The organism is Micromonospora sp. NPDC004704 (genome assembly GCF_053601675.1).
The window spans coordinates 57,645-76,367 of record NZ_JBSGCD010000018.1 but is presented as its reverse complement, the minus strand read 5'-3'; the positions used below and the strand labels follow the sequence as shown (position 1 = coordinate 76,367).

The following is an 18,723-nucleotide window of genomic DNA, read 5'->3' as shown; positions in this document are numbered from 1 at the left end:
TATGAAGATCCTTGACGTCCGCTGCGCCGTCATCGGGGCCAGTCCGATCGTCCGGGTGGTCACCGACGAGGGCATCGACGGTTTCGGCGAGATCGAGTACTCCAAGCCGGCGATCCACACCCTCGTCGGGCTCTACTCGGATCTCCTCGTCGGGCAGGACCCCACCGACGTCGAGCGGTGCATGCTCCGGATCCGCCGGTTCGGCGGCTTCAAGCCCTGGGGCGCCCTGGTCTCGGCGATCGAGATGGCGCTGTGGGACGTGGCCGGGAAGGCGGCCGGGCTCCCGGTCCACAAACTGCTCGGCGGCAAGGTCCGGGACCGGGTACGGGTCTACAACGGTGGCGTACGGCCGGTCCTGCGAGGTCACCAGCCGGAGGACTACGCGGAGTCGATGGCCGAGATGGCCGCCGCCCCGGAAGGCTTCACCCTGTTCAAGGAGGGTGTCGGGTTCCACGGCTTCATGGCGCCGAACGTGTCCGGGTTCTTCTACGGCGACCTGCGCGAGGGACCCAAGCACCCGAACCGCGGCATGCTGACCCGCAAGGGCATCGACCACGTCATCGCCACGGTCCGGGCGATGACGGACGTGCTCGGCGAGGGACGCGGCCTGGCCCTGGACATGGGGCCGGGCTTCACCGTCCCGGACGCCATCACGGTGCTGCGCGAGCTCGAACCGCTGCACATCGTCTGGGCGGAGGACCTGCTCAGCGGCGACGGCGTGCCCTGGGTCGACGCCGGCCAGTACCGCGAGGTGACCCAGGCGACGAGCGTCCGTACGCACACCGGTGAGCAGATCTACCTGCGCAACAACTACAAGGAACTGATCTCGACCCAGGCGGTACGGGTGATCGGCCCCGACCCCGGCGACGTCGGCGGTATCGCCGAGCTGAAGTGGGTCGCCGAGTACGCCGACCTGCACGGGATCCAGATCGCCCCGCACGGCGTCAGCAGCGGGCTGTTCGGGCTGGCGGCCCTGGTCCAGGTGTGCGCGACGCTGCCGGACAACTTCATCGCGTTCGAGTACCCGGTGCCGACCGACGACTGGTGGTACTCGATCGTGAAGGGCCTGCCGGACCCGATCGTGGTCGACGGGTTCGTCACGGTCGGCTCCGCCCCCGGCCTGGGCATCGAGATCGACCGCGAGGCGGCACTGGCCCACATGGACCCCGCCGACCACCACTTCTTCGACTGGATCCCCCGGAGCTGAAACCCATGCACAGTCCCGACCAGCACCTTCCGACCCGCCCGCTGGGCGCGACCGGTCTGGAGATCACCCCACTGACGATCGGTGGCGCGCCGCTCGGTTCGATGCCGGGCAACTTCGGCCGCGAGGTGCCGCCGGAGGCGGGGATCGACACGGCGTTGGCGGCGCTGATGGGGCCGGTACGCGCGCTCGACACGTCGGCCGCGTACAGCGCGGGGGAGTCCGAGCGCCGGATCGGCGCCGCGATCCGGCGCGTCGGCGGGCTGCCCGACGGGTATCTCCTCTCCACGAAGATCGCCCGCGACCTCGCCTCCGGCACCTTCGACGCGGCACAGGCCCGGCGGTCGATCGCGGGGAGCCTGCAACGCCTCGGGCTCGACCGGGTCCCGCTGCTGTATCTGCACGACCCGGAGAAGAACGACTTCGACCAGCTCATGGAACCCGGCGGTCCCGTCGACGTGCTGCGGGAACTGCGCGATCGCGGCGTCGCCGGCTCGATCGGTGTCGCCGGCGGTGACCTCGCCACCATCGGACGGTACGTCCGCACGGGCTACTTCGACGTCGTGCTCACGCACAACCGGTGGACGTTGGTGAACCGGTCCGCCGAGCCGCTCGTCGAACTCGCCGTCTCGATGGGGATGGGTGTGGTCAACGCCGCCGTGCTCGGCGGGGGGATCCTCGGCTCGGGTGCCGGCGGTTCGGGCCGGTACGCCTACCGGGAGGCACCGGCCGAGCTGCTCGCCGCGATAGGCGAGATGGAAACGGCCTGCCGGGATCACGGTGTGCCGCTGGCCGCGGCGGCGATCCAGTTCTCCACCCGCGATTCGAGGATCGCCAGCACCATCATCGGCGCGTCGCGCCCCGAGCGGATCGACCAGGCGGTCGCGCTCGCGTCTGTCGCCGTACCGGATGGGCTCTGGGCCGACCTGGACCTCGTCGCGGCCCGCGTCGATCCGACCACCCTGCCCGCCTGACCGGCACCCGGACGTCCGGCAACGTCACCGACCACGAGGAAACCGCCATGTCCCAGACTCCCGCGCAGCCGCTGCGCGTCCTGCTCTTCGGTTACGGCCTGGCCGGCCGGGTGTTCCACGGCCCCCTGCTCACCGCCGCCGGCGAGTACACCGTCGACGTCATCGTGACGTCCGACCCCGGCCGGGCCGACGCGGCGCGCGCCGACCATCCCGGTGCCCGGGTGGTGGCCGACGCCGACGCGGCGTTCGCGCTCGCCGGCGACTGCGACCTCGCCGTCGTCTGCACGCCCAACAACACCCACCTCGAGCTGGCCCGCCGCGCGCTCGACGCGGGCCTGCACGTGGTGGTCGACAAGCCGCTCGCGCTGACCGCCACCGAGGCGGAGGAACTCGTCGCGGCGGCCGACGCCGCCGGCCGCACCCTCACGGTGTTCCAGAACCGGCGCTGGGACGGCGACTTCCTCACCGTGCGCGAGGTCCTCGCCGCCGGTGAACTGGGCGACGTGTTCGCCTTCGAGTCCGCCTTCGAGTGGTGGAAGCCCGAGGTGACCGACGGGCGCAAGGATCGCACCGTGCTCGCCGACGGTGGAGGCATCCTCTACGACCTCGCGCCGCACCTCGTCGACCAGGCGCTTCTGCTCTTCGGCCCGGTCCGGGCCGTGCACGCCGAGGTCGACGCCCGGCGGCCGGGCGCGGTGAACGACGACGACGTGCTCGTGTCGCTGGAGCACGAGAGCGGGGTCCGCAGCCGGCTGTGGATGAGCAGCGTGGCGGCCCGGGTCCGACCCCGCTTCGTCCTGCGCGGGACCCGCGGCTCCTACACGACCTTCGGTCTCGACCCGCAGGAGTCCCAGCTCGAGGAGGGTCTGCGACCCGGTGACCCCGACTTCGGGGTGGCGCCCCGCGAGCGGTGGGGTCGGATCGGTGCCGGTGCCGACCTGCGGGAGGTGCCCACCCGGCGCGGCTCCTACGAGTCGTACTACCCGGCGCTCGCCACCGCGCTGCGCACGAATGCCCGACCGCCGGTCGATCCGCGCGACAGCATCGCGGTGCTCCGGGTCATCGAGGCGGCACTGCGCTGACCGGCCGTGCCGGGACGGGTTCCACGCGCACTAACGGCACCAACCCCCCGAAGCCTGACTAATACGAACAGTCGCTGTTTCCGCCTGAAATCGTACGTACCCTGAGGTCGGGTACGGCGGACAAGGAGGCGGGCATGGTGTGGAGGCGTGGTGCCCGGTCGGCGGCCGGCCGGTACGGGCGCCGCGGGACCGGGCTGACCGGCCCGTCCAGCCTCCGTCTGATCATGATCCTCGGGCTGGTGGTCGGCTCGATGCTGGGCGGCGGGTACGTCCTCGCCCGGGTGCTCGGTACGCCCGGACCACCACGGGACCTGCTCGGCGCCTCGCCCGGGCCGACTCGCGACCTGCCGCGCACGACGCCCGGACGGACAGGCGACCCGTCCGGTAACCCGACCGCGCCGAGCCCGCCCGGTGCCGTCGCCGCCTCGCCGGTGCCCGACGGCCCTTCCGCCACACCCCGGACGTCGGTCATCCCCGGCCCGAACGCCTCGACCGACCCCGGTCCGGACCCGCCGTTCGCCGATGATCGCCCACGACTGCCGATGGGAACCGACGGTCCGTACGGCAGCCGGCTCACCACCGGCTCGGGCTACGTGGCGCTCACCTTCGACGACGGGCCGAACCCGCAGTACACCCCACAGGTCCTCGCCGAGTTGGCGCGTCACCGGGTCAGGGCGACCTTCTGCCTGGTCGGTGAGTTGGCCGCGGCGTACCCGGAACTGGTCCGGTCGATCGCCGCCGCGGGCCACAGCCTGTGCAACCACTCCTGGTCCCACGACCCCGCACTGGGCAGACGGACGAAGGCGGCGATCCGGGCCGACCTGACCCGGACCAACGACGCGATCCGGGCCGCGGTGCCGGACGCGCGGATCGCGTACTACCGTCAGCCGTACGGATACTGGACGACCGCCGCGGTGTCGACCGCCTGGGAACTCGGCATGACCTCGGTGCACTGGGACGTGGATTCGAGGGACTACAACCGGCCGGGTGCCGGCAGTATCGCGTCGAACGTCACCGCCGGCGTCACCGCCGGTTCGATCGTCCTGATGCACGACGCGGGCGGCAACCGGCAACAGACGGTCGGCGCGCTGCGGACCATCCTGCCCAATCTGACGCGGCGTTTCGCGTTGGAGTCCCTGCCGACCGGGCCGCCCCGGGTCGACCCGCACCGCCCAGGGTGACCCGGATCGCGCGGGCCGCGACCGTCGGTCGGGTGCCGAAGTCAGGCGACCGGTTGCCAGCCGAGCGCGGGGCCGAGCCGGGTGGCCATGTCGGTGAGGATCTGCACGTAGTCGTCGTGGTCGAAGGTGAACGGCAGGGCGAACGCGACCTCGTCGATCTCCCGGAACGCGGGGTGCCGGTAGAGCCGGTCAGCGATCTCGGCGGAGGTGCCGACGAGATCGGGTGCGAACATCATCCGCGCCGGCCCCTGCGGCGTGGCCGTACGCGGCATCCGCTTCTCCGCGTACGCCCGGTACCTGGCGCGTTGCTCCGGTGAGGCGGTGTCGGTGGGGATGACCACCAGTCCCTGGGAGACGCGGGCGCGCTCGCCGTCGGGGTGGTGGGCGCGGAACGTACGGATGTGGGAGAGCTGGATCTCGGCGAAGTCCTCGGACTCCTCCGCCTTCACCACGCTGCTGGTCAGGAAGTTCATCCCCTGCTCGCCGGCCCACTGGGCGGACCGCAGGCTCGCCCCGCCGTACCAGATCCGGTCGCCGAGTCCCGGGGCGTGGGGTTGGACCCGGTCGGAGAACACCTCGAAGCCCTCGACACCGTGGAAGTCGGTGGCCGGCTCGCCGCGTACGTGGCTCAGCAGTCGCCGTACGCGTTCGTAGCTGAAGTCCTCGGCGTCGGCGGTGTCCGGGTACAGCGCCGGCTTGACCTGGTCGTAGTGCATCGGGGGACCGACGCTGACGCCGGGATTGAGGCGACCCCCGGAGAGGATGTCGACCGTTGCCAGGTCTTCGGTCAGCCGCAGGGGGTTCTCCCAGCCCAGGGGTATGACGGCGGTGCCCAGTTCGATCCGGCTGGTGCGCTGCGACGCGGCGGCGAGCACGGCGACGGGGGAGGAGATGCCGTACTGGAGGTGGCGGTGGCGCAGCCACGCGCTGTCGAAGCCCAGTTCCTCACCCAGCTGGATGATCTCGAGGGTCGACTCGTGGCCCCGGCGGGGATCGGCCTCCTCGAACAGCCCGATGGTCAGGAAGCCCAGCTTTCGCAGGGGCTGCGAGGGCAGCGGCACAGGGTCCTCCATCGTCCGCGGCAGGTTCTGCCGAACGGCAGCACCGCCTGAGATTCTTGCAGGAGGCCGGCGTACGGATCTCCGTGATCCGGATCATGCGGCAGGCGAGGTTACGGCGATGTGTCCGCCACGTATCGAAGTCGTTCGTTGGATCCGACTGTGACCCAAGTCATAGCTCGTTCCGAACGCCGTTCCGACGGCCCAGTTCCGCCGCACGACGGAATCTCCCTCCTCACAGGAGGTGATGACCCGTCGAACCGCGTGAAAAACGCATGACTACAAACGGTTGCGGCGGTTCTTTGCGTCATCGCCGGATGCTGCGCCGGGCTTGCGCCCTTGACCTGGCCCGCCGTGCACGTCTGCCGGGTAGGGCGGCGGATCTTGGGGACAGAAAGTAGCGAATCAGAAGATTGGTGATGAGAGGCAACATCTCGCTGTGACCGGCCCGCGCGGACGCGTGGTTGCCCACGGTCACCGCCGGGGTCCCGTGATCGAGGTCGCGCCCCGTCCGCGTCGGCCGTCGATCGACGAAGGAGTCGCCTCCGATCGATGGACCGGGCGCGGAGAGAGATCTACAGTGGCCCGGGTCAACTCGATCAACTGCCTCCCTGCGGCCCCGGCCGGTCACGAGCCGGTCCCCCCACAGCCGCCGCACCGCGGACGAGGCCGAACGGGAGCGACGTCTTGGAGGTATCCGGTGACTGAGACGGCGTCCGGGGTACGAGCCCGAAGTCTCTCCCTGCGCAAACTGCCGAGCCTGGTCCGGCATCCGCTGGACGCGCTGGTCGACGCCGGTAACACGGCGAACGGGGAGATCGTCCGGCTGGGCGTCGGCTCGACCGGCCCGTACCTGGTGACATCCCCGGACCACCTGGAGACGGTGCTGCACAACCCCGAAAGGTACGTCCGGGAGGGGCTGCTCTGGAACGGGGTGCGCCGGGCCGTCGGCGAGGCGATCCTGGTCACCGAGGGCCCGATCTGGAAGTCGAGCCGGGACGTGCTGCGTCCACTGTTCACACCGGCGCGGGTGAACACGATGACCGACCGGATGGCCGAGGCGATCGGTGACGCGGTCGACGGCCTGGACGAGCCGGCCCGGCGGGGCCTGGTCGTCGACGGGCCGACCGAGCTGGCCCGGATCGTGTGCCAGGCGACGATGCGGGTCCTCTTCGGCGACCGGATCAGCGTTCCCGACGCGGTACGGATGGTCGACGCGTTCGGCGTGATCGCGACGGAGATGATCCCCCGGATCGTCGTACCGTGGGCGCCGAACTGGTTGCCGCTGCCCGGTGACCGGGCCTTCGCCGCCGCCGTCGCGACGCTCGACGAGATCGTGCTGCCGATCATCAGGAGCGTCCGGCAGGCTCCCGACGGTGGCGACGACATCATCTCCGCGCTCTGCGCGCCCCGGGACATCGAGGGCGACGAGGTCACCGAGAAGCAGATCCGCGACGACGTGGTGGCGATGGTGTCGACCTCCACCGAGACCACGATCGCGGTGCTGTCCTGGCTCTGGCCGGTGCTGGCCGCGCACCCGGAGGTCGCCGACCGGCTTTATGCCGAGATCGACCGGGTGGTCGACGGTACGCAGGTACGTCGCGCCCACGTGCCGGAGCTGCGGTACACCCGGATGGTGCTGGACGAGTTGCTGAGGCTCTGGCCGGCGGGCTGGTTCATCCCCCGGATGGCGGTGGGCGACGAGGTGCTCGGCGGTACCCGGATCGAGGCCGGCTCGACCATCCTCGTCAGCCCGTACGTGACGCACCGGATGCGCGCGTTCTGGTCGCGCCCGGACGACTTCGACCCGGAGCGATTCGACCCGGACGGGCCGAAGCCCGACCCGTACTACAGCTACTTCCCGTTCGGCGGCGGCCAGCACCGGTGCCTGGGCCAGTACCTGTTCGCGGTCGAGGCCCCGCTGATCATCGCCACCCTGCTGGGTCGTTTCCGGCCCGAGCTGGTCGGCCCGGCGGACTTCACCCCTCGGATGGGCGCCTCGCTCCGGCCCGCCACCGAGGCGAAGCTGGTGCTCCGGCCGGTTCGGGCAGTGGCGGCGTGACCGCCGTAGCGACGCGGGCGGACGCCACCCGGGATCTCTCGTCCGGCGCGGAACTCGCCGCGATCGGCGTCCTCACGATGGCGGGGCAGCGCGACCTGACGGAGCGGGTCCTGGCGTATCCGGACCTGTTCGCCGGGAAGCCGTTCGACGCAGCCCTGATCGGTGGGGTCGCGTACGCGACCGCCTGCAACATGACCTGGGCCACCTCCGCCGCGCTGAGGGTGGCGAACCGGGCGGCGCTGTGGGTCTTCGCCCTCGACTGGCAGGTCGACACCCTCGCGGTCGCCGCCGAGCAGGTCGACGAGATCGCCGCGAACTGCCTCGCGGTGGCTGACGGTGCCGTACCCGGTCCGGGTTCGCCGCTGGCCGGCTTCCTCGCGGACATCCGCGACGAGCTGGTCACCGCACCGGCCTTCGCGGCGTACGCGCCGCTGTGGCGGGCCGACCTGCGCCGGACCCTGGCCGCGATGAGCCGGGAGTGGGGCTGGAAGTCCGCCCGCGCGGCCGGCGACGAGTCGGGCCTGCCCGACGTCGACACCTACCTGGACGCGGCCGACAACACCGGCCTGTCCTGGGTGAACCTGTCGCACTGGCTGCGTACGGGCGAGCCGGACTGTCTCGACGTGCTCGACGAGCTGCGGTCGGCCGGCGAGCGGGTGCAGCGGGTGCTGCGGCTGGTGAACGACCTCGCCACCTACGACCGGGACGTGTCCTGGGGCGGGGGCGACCTGAACGTACTGATGCTCGGGGTCGACCGGGCCTGGGTGGCAGGGAGGGTCGCCGAGCTGGTCGACGGCTGCCTGGAACTGATCGCCCCGCTGCGGACGAGCTGCCCGCGCGAGGCGTCGTACCTGGCCCGGCAACTGGGGTTCGTCACCCGCTTCTACGGCGGCGGCGCCGACTTCTGGGGCCGGCTGTGACCACCTCCGTCCGCCCCGGCCCGGCTTCCGACTCGAGCGATGTCGCCGGGGACGTCGAGACTCTGCTCGCCGGTCTGGTCGAGGAGCCGTGGGGCCGGGTCGCGCCGTCGGTGTACGAGACCGCCCGACTGGTCACGCTCGCCCCCTGGTTGGCCGGACACGCCGAGCGGGTGCGTTTCGTGCTGGCGGCGCAGCGTCCGGACGGCGGCTGGGGTGCGCCGGGCGGCTATGCCCTCGTACCGACCCTGAGTGCGGTCGAAGCGCTGCTGGCCGTGCTGTGCCGGGATGCGGCGGCCGGTCGGCGGACGATCGGCGAGTCCGACCTGGTGGGTGCGGTGCACCGGGGGATCGCCGCGCTGGTCGGTTGGCTCGCGGACGGGACGCTGCGGCTGCCCGACACCCCGGCGGTCGACCTGATCGTGCCGGCACTGGTCGAGGCGATCAACCGACACCTCGACGACCCGCCGGCGAGCCTGTCCGGGTGGCCGACCGGGACCCGTCTCGGGCTGCCGTCGGGGATGAGCCACGCGCGGCTGATCGGAGTCCGCCGGCTGATCGCCTCCGGGGCGGAGGTGCCGGCCAAGCTGGCGCACTCGTTCGAGGTGGTCGGCCCGGCCGCCGGGCTGCCGTCCGGCATCGGTCCCCTGCGGTACGGCGCGGTCGGCGCGTCACCGGCGGCCACCGCGGCGTGGCTCGCGGTCGCCGGCCCGGCCGACGGTACGGATGCCGCCCGGCGGTACCTCGAAACGCTGGCACTGCGTCAGGGCGGACCGGTGCCCTGTCCCACCCCGATCAGCGTCTTCGAGCGCGCATGGGTCCTGAGTGGACTCGCCCGAGCCGGCGTTTCTTTCGCGGCCCGGCCCGAACTGGTGGAGAGTCTGGTCTCCGCGCTCGGTCCGACGGGCACGCCCACCGGACCCGGCCTGCCCTCCGACGCCGACACCACCTCGGTCACCCTCTACGCCCTCGGACGGCTCGGGCGGCCGACCGAGCCCGTCAGCCTGTGGGAGTACGACACCGGCAGCCACTTCTCCACCTGGCCCGGTGAGGACGGGGCGTCCATCACGACCAACGCCCACGTGCTCGACGCGTTCGGTCAGCACCTGGCGAACCGGCCGGACGCCCAACCGCGGTACCTGGCCGCCGCGTACCGGTTGTCGGGGTGGCTCGGGGAACAGCAGCACCACGACGGGGCGTGGTACGACCGGTGGCACGCCTCGCCCTACTACGCCACGGCGTGTGCCGTAATGGCGCTGCGCGAGCACGGGCGCGGGCCCGGTGTCGCCGGGGCGATCGGCCGGGCCGTCGACTGGATCGCCGCCGGTCAGCGACCGGACGGTTCGTGGGGACGATGGTCGGGGACCGCCGAGGAGACCGCGTACGCGCTGCACGTTCTGCTGGGGATCGGCACACCACTGCCCGGCGCGCTGCGGCGGTCCGTCCTTAGTGGATACTCGTATCTGCGGCACGCGGCGGGGCGTGATCCGTACCCGGCGTTGTGGCACGGCAAGGATCTGTATACGCCGACGACGATTGTGCGATCGGTCACACTGGCGGCGCTCCACTGTGTCACGAGCAGGTCGGATCTGACGTCGTCGCCGGCACCGCGCTAGATTTCCGCAATCTCATTGTGTGGACTTGAGATGACTTGTCCGATACTGCTAGCGTGTCCGCGCACTCCCAAATGACCCGGTCAACGTATTCGGTACGCCGTATCGCCGACATATGAAGACGACCCCAAACCCGGCCTGGGACGGTGTAATGGCTCCCCGCATTCCTCGCGGCAGCAGCGCGAATCTGCGTACCAAAGTGGTCGCTCTCCTGGTCTCGCTCACGGCCCTGTGGGTGTTCGCCGCGTGGGTGACGCTGCGCGAGGGAACGAACCTGCTCTTCGCCCAGGCGCTCAACGTCTACGTTTACGAGCCGAGCGAGCCACTGCTGCAGGGACTCCAGGACGAGCGACGCCTGTCGCTGGCGTACCTGGGCGCGCCCAAGGCCGCCGGCACGGAGCTGGACGCCGCGCGCACGAACACCCGGAACCTCGCGGCCGAGTTCCGGCAGTCCGCGCAGGGCCGCCAGGCCGACGTCGCCGGCTCCTCGGAACTCGAGCGTCGGGTCGGCGCGACCGTCGCCCAGCTCGACGAACTGGACACCATCCGGACCCAGGTCGACGCGCGCACCATCGACCGGGGCGCGGCGGCCGCCGCCTACACCGATGTGGTCGACGGGATCTTCCGCGTCTACGACGCGCTCGGCGGCCTGGACGACGAGACGATCGCAACCCAGGCCGCCGCCCTGATCGACCTGAACCGCCAGTACGAGCTGATCTCCCAAGAGGACGCCCTGGTCACCGGCATCCTGTCCGCCGGGAGGATCACCCCCGCGGAGTCCGCCGAGGTCGCGAAGCTGGTCGGGGCACAACGGTTCATGGGCATCAAGACCGTCAGCGACCTGGAGCGGCGCGACCGGGCCCGGTACGACGAGATGCTCGCCGGGGACGCGTTCGTCCGGCTGCACGGCTCCGAGGACCGGTTGATCCTCGGCACCCGGACCGGCACGGCACCACCGATCAAGCTCGCCGACTGGCAGGGCGTGGTCGAGCCGGCGTTGCAGCAGCTCCACGACGTCGTGGTCACCGGTGGTGACGGCATCGTCGAGCGCAGCACGCCGGGCGCCATCTGGGTGATCGTCCGCATCCTGCTCGCCGCCGTCCTCGGCGCGTTCGCCGTCATCGCCTCGGTCATCGTGTCGGTGACCACGGCCCGTGCCCTGGTGGCCCAGCTCGAACGACTGCGCGAGGCGGCCCGGACGCTGGCCAACGAGCGGCTGCCCGGCGTGGTCGAGCGGCTCGGTCGGGGCGAGGACGTGGACGTCTCCGCCGAGGCACCACCGCTGGACTTCGGCAACGACGAGATCGGCCAGGTGGGGCAGGCGTTCAACGCGGTCCAGGAGACCGCGATCCGTACCGCGGTCGAGCAGGCCGAGCTGCGGCGCAGCGTACGGGACATCTTCCTCAGCCTCGCCCGCCGTACCCAGGCACTGGTCCACCGCCAGCTCATCCTGCTCGACGCGATGGAGCGCCGGGAGAACGACGCCGAGGAGCTGGAGGACCTGTTCCGGGTCGACCACCTGGCCACCCGGATGCGGCGTAACGCCGAGAACCTGATCGTGCTCTCCGGCTCGAAGCCGGGTCGCGCCTGGCGCCGCAACGTGCCGATGGTCGACGTGGTACGCGGCGCGGTGGCCGAGGTCGAGGACTACACCCGGGTCACCGTGCTCCCCATGGGTTCGGTGGCCCTGGCCGGGCGGGCGGTCGGTGACGTGATCCACCTGCTGGCCGAGCTGATCGAGAACGGGCTCTCCTTCTCGCCCCCGCACACCGGGGTCGAGGTCAAGGGACAGATGGTGGCGAACGGGTTCGTCGTCGAGATCGAGGACCGTGGGCTCGGCATGACCGAGGAGGATCTCGCCGCGGCCAACGACCAGATCGTCAGCCAGCAGGAGTTCAACCTCGCCAACGCCACCCGCCTGGGCCTGTACGTGGTCAGCCGGCTCACCGAGCGGCACGGCGTACGGGCACACCTCAAGGAGTCGCCCTACGGCGGTACGACCGCGGTGGTGCTCATCCCGCTCAGCCTGGTCACCGACACCGGCGCGGAGCAGGACCAGCCGGAATCGGAGCCGGCCCGCCCGGCGTCCACCGGGGTCGCGCCGAACGTGCGGGTCGGCGCGACGACCGTGGGCGGGGGAGCGGACCACCCGAGCGCCCCGGCACCGATGTCGTGGGGACCGGGCCCGGCGGTGGCGGACGAGACCGACCCGCCGCCCCCGCTGCCGGCGCGGTCCGCCCGCCCACCGCTGACCACCCAGCGGATGGAGGCCCTCATCCCGCACCAACGTTCCGGGTCGAGCCTGTCGCCGGCGTCGCCGGCCGTCGAGCGGCCCGGTGTCCCGGCGGTCGAGGACCAGCCGGCGGCGACCACACCGGGGAAGGCGGCCCAGACCCCGTCCGGGCTCCCGGTGCGGGTCCGGCAGGCCAACCTCGCCAAGCCGTTGCAGGACGAGGACCGGGGTACGTCGGTCGAGGCCGACGACGTCGAGGCGCCGCGCCCGCCGGAGCAGGTCCGTTCGATGATGAGCTCCTACCAGAGCGGCACCAGGCGCGGTCGCTCCGACGCGGCCCGGCTGACGCACGAGGAGGCGCAGGCGCAGCCCGCTGCGGCTGACGGGGCGGACGACGAACCCCGGGACCAGCCGCGTACGTGACCGAACCAGGAGATCGACTCGGCGACCCCTCGCCGACAGGAGACAGAGGACAACGAGTGGTGCACAAGACAGCGTCGAGCGCCGACCTGGCCTGGTTGCTGGATGATCTGGTCGGCCGGGTCAAGCAGGCCGAGCATGCCATCGTCCTGTCCGTGGATGGCCTGCTGGTCGCCCGCTCGAAGGGGCTGGGCCGCGACGACGGAGAGCACCTGGCGGCGGTCGCGGCCGGAATCCAGAGCCTCGCCCGGGGGGCCGGGAAGCGGTTCGGTGGCGGCCAGGTGCAACAGACCATCATCGAGATGCAGTCCCAGTTCATGTTCGTCACAGCGGCGGGCCGGGGGGCGTGCCTGGCCGTACTCGCCGACGAGGACGCCGACGTCGGGCTGATCGCGTACGAGATGGCGATGCTGGTGACCCGGGCCGGCAAGTTCCTCGCCTCACCCGCGCGGGAGCCCGGTGCGGGGTCGTCTCCGGGTGGAGAGAAGTAGTCCGCCATGACAGGCGCTGGGGGAGGATCCTTGGAGGACCAGTGGGTTGATGACCACGCGGGGCCGGTGGTCCGTCCGTACGCGATGACCCGCGGCCGGACCAGGCCCATCCGAGGCAGGTTCGACCTGATCTCGCTGGTGCTGGCCATCCGGGCCGATGCTCCGCTGGAGGTCGGCTTCGGACCCGAACACCTCGCCATCGTCGGCCTCTGCCAGCGGACCCAGTCGGTCGCCGAGGTCGCGGCGCACCTGAATTTGCCCCTGGGCACCATCCGCGTACTGCTCGGCGACCTGCTTGAGCGGCACTTCGTGGAGGTGCGGGAACCCCGGCCGGCGACCGCCCTACCGGACGACAGCGTATTCGAGGCAGTGATCAATGGACTACGAGCACTCTGACGCATCCGCCGGTGGCCGTGGGCTGCCGACCGCCTTCAAGATCCTGATCGCCGGCGGGTTCGGGGTGGGCAAGACCACCATGGTCGGCGCCGTCAGCGAAACCGGACCGCTCCGTACCGAGGAGGTCCTCTCCGAGCAGGGCATCGGGATCGACGACATCTCCGGTGTCGAGGCGAAGACCACCACCACCGTGGCGATGGACTTCGGCCGGATCACGATCAACGACGATCTGGTCCTCTACCTGTTCGGCACGCCGGGGCAGGACCGGTTCTGGTTCGTCTGGGACGAACTGGCCCTCGGTGCGCTGGGCGCGGTTGTCCTCGCCGACACCCGCAGGCTGGCCGACTGCTTCCCCTCGATCGACTACTTCGAGCGGCAGGGCACCCCGTTCATCGTCGCGGTGAACTGCTTCGAGGGTGCCCGCCGGTACGAACTCGAAGAGGTCCAGCTCGCGCTCGACCTCGACCCGGACGTACCGGTGATGCTCTGCGACGCCCGGCAGCGGCAGTCCGGCAAGGAGGTCCTGATCGCGCTGCTGCGCAAGGCCATGGAACGCCGGGACCGGGACCGCGCGGCGGCGGGCCGCTGACCGGCAGCCGGACACGGGGGGTGGGCATCGAGCCGGCCCGCCCCTCGTCGGCGTCGCGCACCCTGTGCCGGCGTGCCGGCACGGTAGGTCGCGATGGACACCAGGACGGCAACGTCCGGGACGGTCCTGACCTGCCGGGAGATGAGCGGCGCCGCGAGCACGCCAACCCCGGCACCCATTGCCCAGCCGAGGTCGTCGCCGAACACCAACCCGAACCCGGCGATCACCCCGTACATGATCGCGAATCCCAGCTCCGTCGCCACCGACAGGCGGTGACGCGCGACTCGGTGCACACCCATGACCGGAGGCTATCCGTTGCCGGTACGCCGCCGCCCTCCCGCAGTGCCCGGACCGGCGGATGTGTGCTCGTGCGTGCGTACCGGGGTCGATCGGTCGGTCGGGCGGGACGCGACGGTGGCGGCAGCGCGGTGCGCTGTAATTGTCGGGGAGCGGGGGCAGGATGGGGGGATGACTGTGACAGGACGCCTGGAGCTCGTCGCACTCGACGCGCCGGACATCGAGAAACTCGCCTCGTTCTACGCGGAACTCACCGGTTGGGAGATCGTCCGGAAGGACTCCGACTGGATCACGGTGCGGACGGCGGACGGCCAGGAGATCGCCTTCCAACTCGCCCCGAACCACGTGGCTCCCCAGTGGCCCGGACAGGAGCACCCGCAGCAGTTCCACCTCGACCTGCTGGTCGACGGGCACGAGGCGGCGGCGCAGCGGGCCGTCGAACTCGGTGCCACCAAGCTGGCCGAGGGCCCGACCTGGATCACGCTGGCCGACCCCGCCGGGCACCCGTTCGACCTGTCCCAACGTGACGGCGTCGGCCCGACGATGGGGCTGTTCGCCCCGACGATCGACGCACCCGACAGCTCGGCGCTGGCTCGCTTCTACGCCGAACTGCTCGGCATGGAGGTCACGTACGAGGGCCCCGAGGGTGCGCTCATCGCCGGTGACGGCAAGAGCGTGATGTTCCAGCAGGTGAGCGACTACAACCCGCCTCGGTGGCCGGACCCGACCAAACCCCAGCAGGCGCACCTCGACATCCTCGTCGACGACCTCGACGCAGGGGAGGCGCGGGCGCTGGAACTGGGCGCGTCGCGGCTGGACGGTGGCGGTGAGCGGTTCCGGGTCTTCGCCGACCCGGCAGGACACCCGTTCTGCCTGACCGCCTAGGAGCCGCCGGCCGGCGGCCGAACCGCGCCGATCAGGTCGGCGCCGGTCCGTTCGTCGGTGGGCGTCCCGCCCGGATGGAACTCGGCCATGCCGAGTCCGGTTCGCCCGGCGGTGCCCGTGCCGCGACCACGGCACGGGCACCGTCCCGGGGCAGCTGCCGTGACGAGTGGGCGGACGGCGGGACCCGATCGGGAGGAAACGAGGGATGAGAAAGCTGATCGTGAGCACCTTCCTGACCCTCGACGGGGTCATGCAGGCCCCGGGCCGGCCGGGGAGGACGACGACCACGGTTTCCCGTACGGCGGCTGGATGGTCAACTACTGGGACGAGCAGGTCGCCGGGGCCATGGCCGAGGTGATGCGCCCGCCGTTCGACCTGGTTCTCGGGCGCAGGACCTACGACATCTTCACCTCGTACTGGCCGCACGCCTCGGCGGAGGACGGCGCCGGCCCGATGAACGACGCCACCAAGTACGTCGCGTCGCGCGGTCGTCCGACCCTGGAGTGGCGCAACTCGGTCCTGATCGAGGGGGACGCGGCCGAGGGTGTCCTGGCGCTCAAGCAGGAGGACGGTCCGGAGTTGCAGGTGCACGGCAGCGGAAACCTGGTCCAGACGTTGCTGCGCCACAACCTGGTCGACCGTTACCACCTGTTGGTCTTCCCCGTGGTCCTCGGCTCCGGCAAGCGGCTGTTCGCGGAGGGCGCCGTGCCCGGCGGGCTGAGGCTGGTCCACAGCGCGGTCTCCGGCACCGGCGTCATGATCGGTACGTACGAGCCAGCCGGCGAGATCATCCCCGGTTCGTTCACGTCCGCCTGACGCCTGCCTCGTCGGACATCGGGTTCGTCCTCCCTGCACCTTTTATCCCGAAACATTCCTGGGCGTACTCGTCATCCAACGGCTCCCGACCTGTGGTCGACGCATCATTGACGTGTCAATCATGCGAGCTATGGTTGACGCGTCAAGGAGATGAGGTGCGGACCGTGCGGGTTGGCGAGGAAGCCGTGGGCGCGGCGGCCCGGCAGCGGATGACGGCCGGGGAACTGGCGATCTGGCGGTCGTTGCTCGACACCACCGACGAACTCCGCAAGCTCCTGGGGGCGCAGCTGCTCCAGGAGTCGAACCTCTCGTCGGCCGACTACCAGGTGCTGTTGGCGTTGAACGAGGCGGACGGCCACCGGATGCGATCGTCGGAACTCGCCGAGAGCATCGACTGGGAGCGCAGCCGGCTGTCCCACCACCTCGGCCGGATGGAGCGGCGCGGACTGATCCGCCGCGACGACTGCGCCACCGACAACCGAGGATCCGAAGTCTCGCTCACCGACGACGGTGCGCGGATGTTCCGGGCCTCGACCGCGCCCCACCTCAGGGCCATCAAGAGACACTTCGGCGACGCCCTGACGCCCGAGCAGTTCGAGGCGCTCGCCGACATCCTGCGCACGCTGCGGGGCCACCTGCATCCGGCACCGGCCGCCGTTCCTGGCGAGGAGGGACGGTCATGACCGTTGGTCCGCCCGTACCGCCGCCGATGCCGCGGATCGCGGTGCTCGGGGCGGGACACACCGGACCGGTGATCGCGAGGGTCGCGCTCGCCGCCGGCTATCCCGTGACCATCGCGGCCTCCGGCGACCCCGCGCGGATCGCCCTCATCACGCAGGTGCTGGTACCCGGCGCCGAGCCACGGTGGGCCGCCGACGCCGTCACGGACGCCGACATAGTGGTGCTGGCCATCCCGCTGCACCGGTTCGCGACCTTCGACCCCACCATCGTCGCCGGCAGGATCGTCGTCGACACGATGAACTACTGGCCACCGATCGACGGTGTCCAGGAGATGTTCGACGACCGCCGGTACGGCAGCAGCGAGATCGTCCAACGGCGGCTCGCCCAGTCCACCGTCGTCAAGTCGTTCAACCAGTTCGGCTACCACGAGCTGGAGGAGGAACGCCGCCCGCCGGGCTCACCCGAACGCCGTGCGCTCGGCGTCGCCGGGGACGACCCCGCCGCGGTGAAGGTCGTGGCGGAACTCGTCGAGCGCGTCGGCTACGACAGCGTACGACTCGACAGTCTCCGGGCCGGCCGCCTGCTGGAACCGGGCGGCCCCGTCTTCGGCGCCTCGCTGCGCCGGGCCGAGTTCGAGCTGTCCCTGGAGACCGGGTCCGGGTAGGCCGGGCCCCGTCCCGCCGGTCCCACCCCACCCGGGCTCGCCACCCCACCACCGCCCAGAACAGAGAGACTCGACGTGAGCACCGCACCCCAGGACGCCGTACCGACCGCCGCGACCGAGAGCGGGAAGTTCCCCCTCGTGCTCGGCCTCGACACCTTCGGCGACGTCAGCCACGACGAGGGCGACCGCCCCCTCACCCACGCCCAGACGATCCGCAACGTCGTCGAACAGGGCGTCCTCGCCGACCAGGTCGGGGTGGACTTCTTCGGCATCGGCGAGCACCACACCGACGACTTCCCGCTGTCGGCGGCCGACGTGGCGCTCGCCGCGATCGCCGCGCGTACGAGCCGGATCCGGGTCGGGTCGGCGGTCACCGTACTGAGCTCGGACGACCCGGTACGGGTGTTCCAGCGCTACTCCACCCTCGATGCCATCTCCGGCGGCCGGGCGGAGGTGATCCTCGGGCGCGGTTCCAGCATCGACTCGTTCCCGCTGTTCGGTTACGACCTCGCCGACTACGAGAAGCTCTTCGAGGAGAAGGCGCACCTCTTCTCCGAGCTGCTCAAGGGCGGGCCGGTGACGTGGCAGGGAAAGACGCGGGCCCCGCTGCGCAACCAGGACGTGGTTCCGTACACCGAGTCGGGACCTTTTCCGGCCTGGATCGGTGTCGGTGGCAGCCCGCAGTCCGTCATCCGTGCCGCGCGTTACGGCTACTCCCTGATGCTGGCGATCATCGGTGGCTCCCCAGCCCGCTTCGCGCCCTTCTCCGAACTCTTCCACCAGGCACTGGAGAAGCTCGGACAGCCCGCGCGACCGGTCGGCGTCCACTCACCCGGACACGTTGCCGCCACCGACGAGCAGGCACTCGACGAGTTCTGGCCGCGCTACCTGGAGGTCATCCGGCGGGTCGGCAAGACCCGCGGGTTCGCCGTACCGACGAAGGATTCCTTCCGGTTCGAGACCGGGCCGAACGGCGCGCTCTTCGTCGGCTCGCCGGAGACCGTCGCGCGGAAGATCGCGGCCAACCTCACCGCTCTCGGCGCGACCCGCTTCGACCTGAAGTACGGCATGGGCGGCCTGTCCCACGGCGCGCTGATGACCAACATCGAGCTGTACGGCACCCAGGTCATTCCCCGCGTACGCGAACTCCTGGCCTGAGC

18 protein-coding genes are annotated in these 18,723 nt (G+C 71.2%); 17 read left to right on the top strand and 1 reads right to left on the bottom strand.

All coding sequences use genetic code 11. The features are described from left to right. Position 1: 1 nt before the first annotated feature. The 4 genes from ACWEFB_RS23465 (at position 2) to ACWEFB_RS23450 (ending at position 4,441) form a co-directional block, all read left to right on the top strand. Complete coding sequence (locus tag ACWEFB_RS23465; protein ID WP_452288613.1) at positions 2–1,207, top strand: mandelate racemase/muconate lactonizing enzyme family protein; 1,206 nt, start codon at positions 2–4, stop codon at positions 1,205–1,207. Between the two features lie 5 nt (positions 1,208–1,212). After that, positions 1,213–2,178: an aldo/keto reductase gene (locus tag ACWEFB_RS23460; protein ID WP_452288611.1), complete on the top strand. Its 966-nt coding sequence runs from the start codon at positions 1,213–1,215 to the stop codon at positions 2,176–2,178. Between the two features lie 47 nt (positions 2,179–2,225). Then, positions 2,226–3,260, top strand: coding sequence for a Gfo/Idh/MocA family protein (locus ACWEFB_RS23455; RefSeq protein ID WP_452288609.1), 1,035 nt, complete (start codon positions 2,226–2,228; stop codon positions 3,258–3,260). 134 nt (positions 3,261–3,394) lie between these two features. Continuing rightward, a complete protein-coding gene (locus ACWEFB_RS23450) occupies positions 3,395–4,441 on the top strand; it encodes a polysaccharide deacetylase family protein (RefSeq protein WP_452288607.1) in 1,047 nt (348 codons plus the stop codon). A gap of 41 nt (positions 4,442–4,482) precedes the next feature. Here the strand turns inward: ACWEFB_RS23450 and ACWEFB_RS23445 are convergent, their stop codons facing one another. Beyond that, on the bottom strand, positions 4,483–5,514 hold the full coding sequence (locus ACWEFB_RS23445; RefSeq protein WP_452288605.1) for an LLM class flavin-dependent oxidoreductase: 1,032 nt from the start codon (positions 5,512–5,514) through the stop codon (positions 4,483–4,485). Between the two features lie 685 nt (positions 5,515–6,199). Here ACWEFB_RS23445 and ACWEFB_RS23440 point away from each other — a divergent pair. From ACWEFB_RS23440 to ACWEFB_RS23380, 13 genes are all read left to right on the top strand, one after another. Then, positions 6,200–7,561, top strand: coding sequence for a cytochrome P450 (locus ACWEFB_RS23440; protein WP_452288603.1), 1,362 nt, complete (start codon positions 6,200–6,202; stop codon positions 7,559–7,561). Beyond that, a complete protein-coding gene (locus ACWEFB_RS23435; RefSeq protein WP_452288601.1) occupies positions 7,558–8,481 on the top strand; it encodes a terpene synthase family protein in 924 nt (307 codons plus the stop codon). The genes ACWEFB_RS23440 and ACWEFB_RS23435 overlap by 4 nt, the downstream gene beginning before the upstream one ends. Beyond that, a complete protein-coding gene (locus ACWEFB_RS23430; protein ID WP_452288599.1) occupies positions 8,478–10,094 on the top strand; it encodes a prenyltransferase in 1,617 nt (538 codons plus the stop codon). The genes ACWEFB_RS23435 and ACWEFB_RS23430 overlap by 4 nt, the downstream gene beginning before the upstream one ends. Positions 10,095–10,206: 112 nt before the next feature. Continuing rightward, on the top strand, positions 10,207–12,747 hold the full coding sequence (locus ACWEFB_RS23425; protein ID WP_452288597.1) for a nitrate- and nitrite sensing domain-containing protein: 2,541 nt from the start codon (positions 10,207–10,209) through the stop codon (positions 12,745–12,747). Between the two features lie 56 nt (positions 12,748–12,803). Continuing rightward, entirely contained in the window at positions 12,804–13,235 is a 432-nt protein-coding gene (locus ACWEFB_RS23420; protein WP_452288595.1) for a roadblock/LC7 domain-containing protein, read from the top strand. 6 nt (positions 13,236–13,241) lie between these two features. Then, positions 13,242–13,631, top strand: a complete 390-nt coding sequence (locus ACWEFB_RS23415; RefSeq protein WP_326557586.1) for a DUF742 domain-containing protein — start codon at positions 13,242–13,244, stop codon at positions 13,629–13,631. After that, positions 13,612–14,220 carry a GTP-binding protein gene (locus ACWEFB_RS23410; protein WP_326557587.1) on the top strand — a complete coding sequence of 203 codons (609 nt, stop codon included), beginning with the start codon at positions 13,612–13,614 and terminating at the stop codon, positions 14,218–14,220. The genes ACWEFB_RS23415 and ACWEFB_RS23410 overlap by 20 nt, the downstream gene beginning before the upstream one ends. Positions 14,221–14,313: 93 nt before the next feature. Next, positions 14,314–14,496: a hypothetical protein gene (locus ACWEFB_RS23405; protein ID WP_452288592.1), complete on the top strand. Its 183-nt coding sequence runs from the start codon at positions 14,314–14,316 to the stop codon at positions 14,494–14,496. A gap of 192 nt (positions 14,497–14,688) precedes the next feature. Further along, positions 14,689–15,402, top strand: coding sequence for a VOC family protein (locus ACWEFB_RS23400; protein ID WP_452288590.1), 714 nt, complete (start codon positions 14,689–14,691; stop codon positions 15,400–15,402). A 309-nt stretch (positions 15,403–15,711) separates the two neighbouring features. After that, positions 15,712–16,218: a dihydrofolate reductase family protein gene (locus ACWEFB_RS23395; protein WP_452288588.1), complete on the top strand. Its 507-nt coding sequence runs from the start codon at positions 15,712–15,714 to the stop codon at positions 16,216–16,218. Between the two features lie 155 nt (positions 16,219–16,373). Beyond that, positions 16,374–16,901, top strand: coding sequence for a MarR family winged helix-turn-helix transcriptional regulator (locus ACWEFB_RS23390; protein WP_452288586.1), 528 nt, complete (start codon positions 16,374–16,376; stop codon positions 16,899–16,901). After that, positions 16,898–17,563: an NADPH-dependent F420 reductase gene (locus ACWEFB_RS23385; RefSeq protein ID WP_452288584.1), complete on the top strand. Its 666-nt coding sequence runs from the start codon at positions 16,898–16,900 to the stop codon at positions 17,561–17,563. Before ACWEFB_RS23390 ends, ACWEFB_RS23385 begins: the two co-directional genes overlap by 4 nt. Before the next feature lie 75 nt (positions 17,564–17,638). Then, the gene (locus ACWEFB_RS23380) at positions 17,639–18,721 is read left to right on the top strand and encodes an Atu2307/SP_0267 family LLM class monooxygenase (protein ID WP_452288582.1); all 1,083 of its coding nucleotides are present in this window, start codon (positions 17,639–17,641) and stop codon (positions 18,719–18,721) included. Positions 18,722–18,723 lie beyond the last annotated feature (2 nt).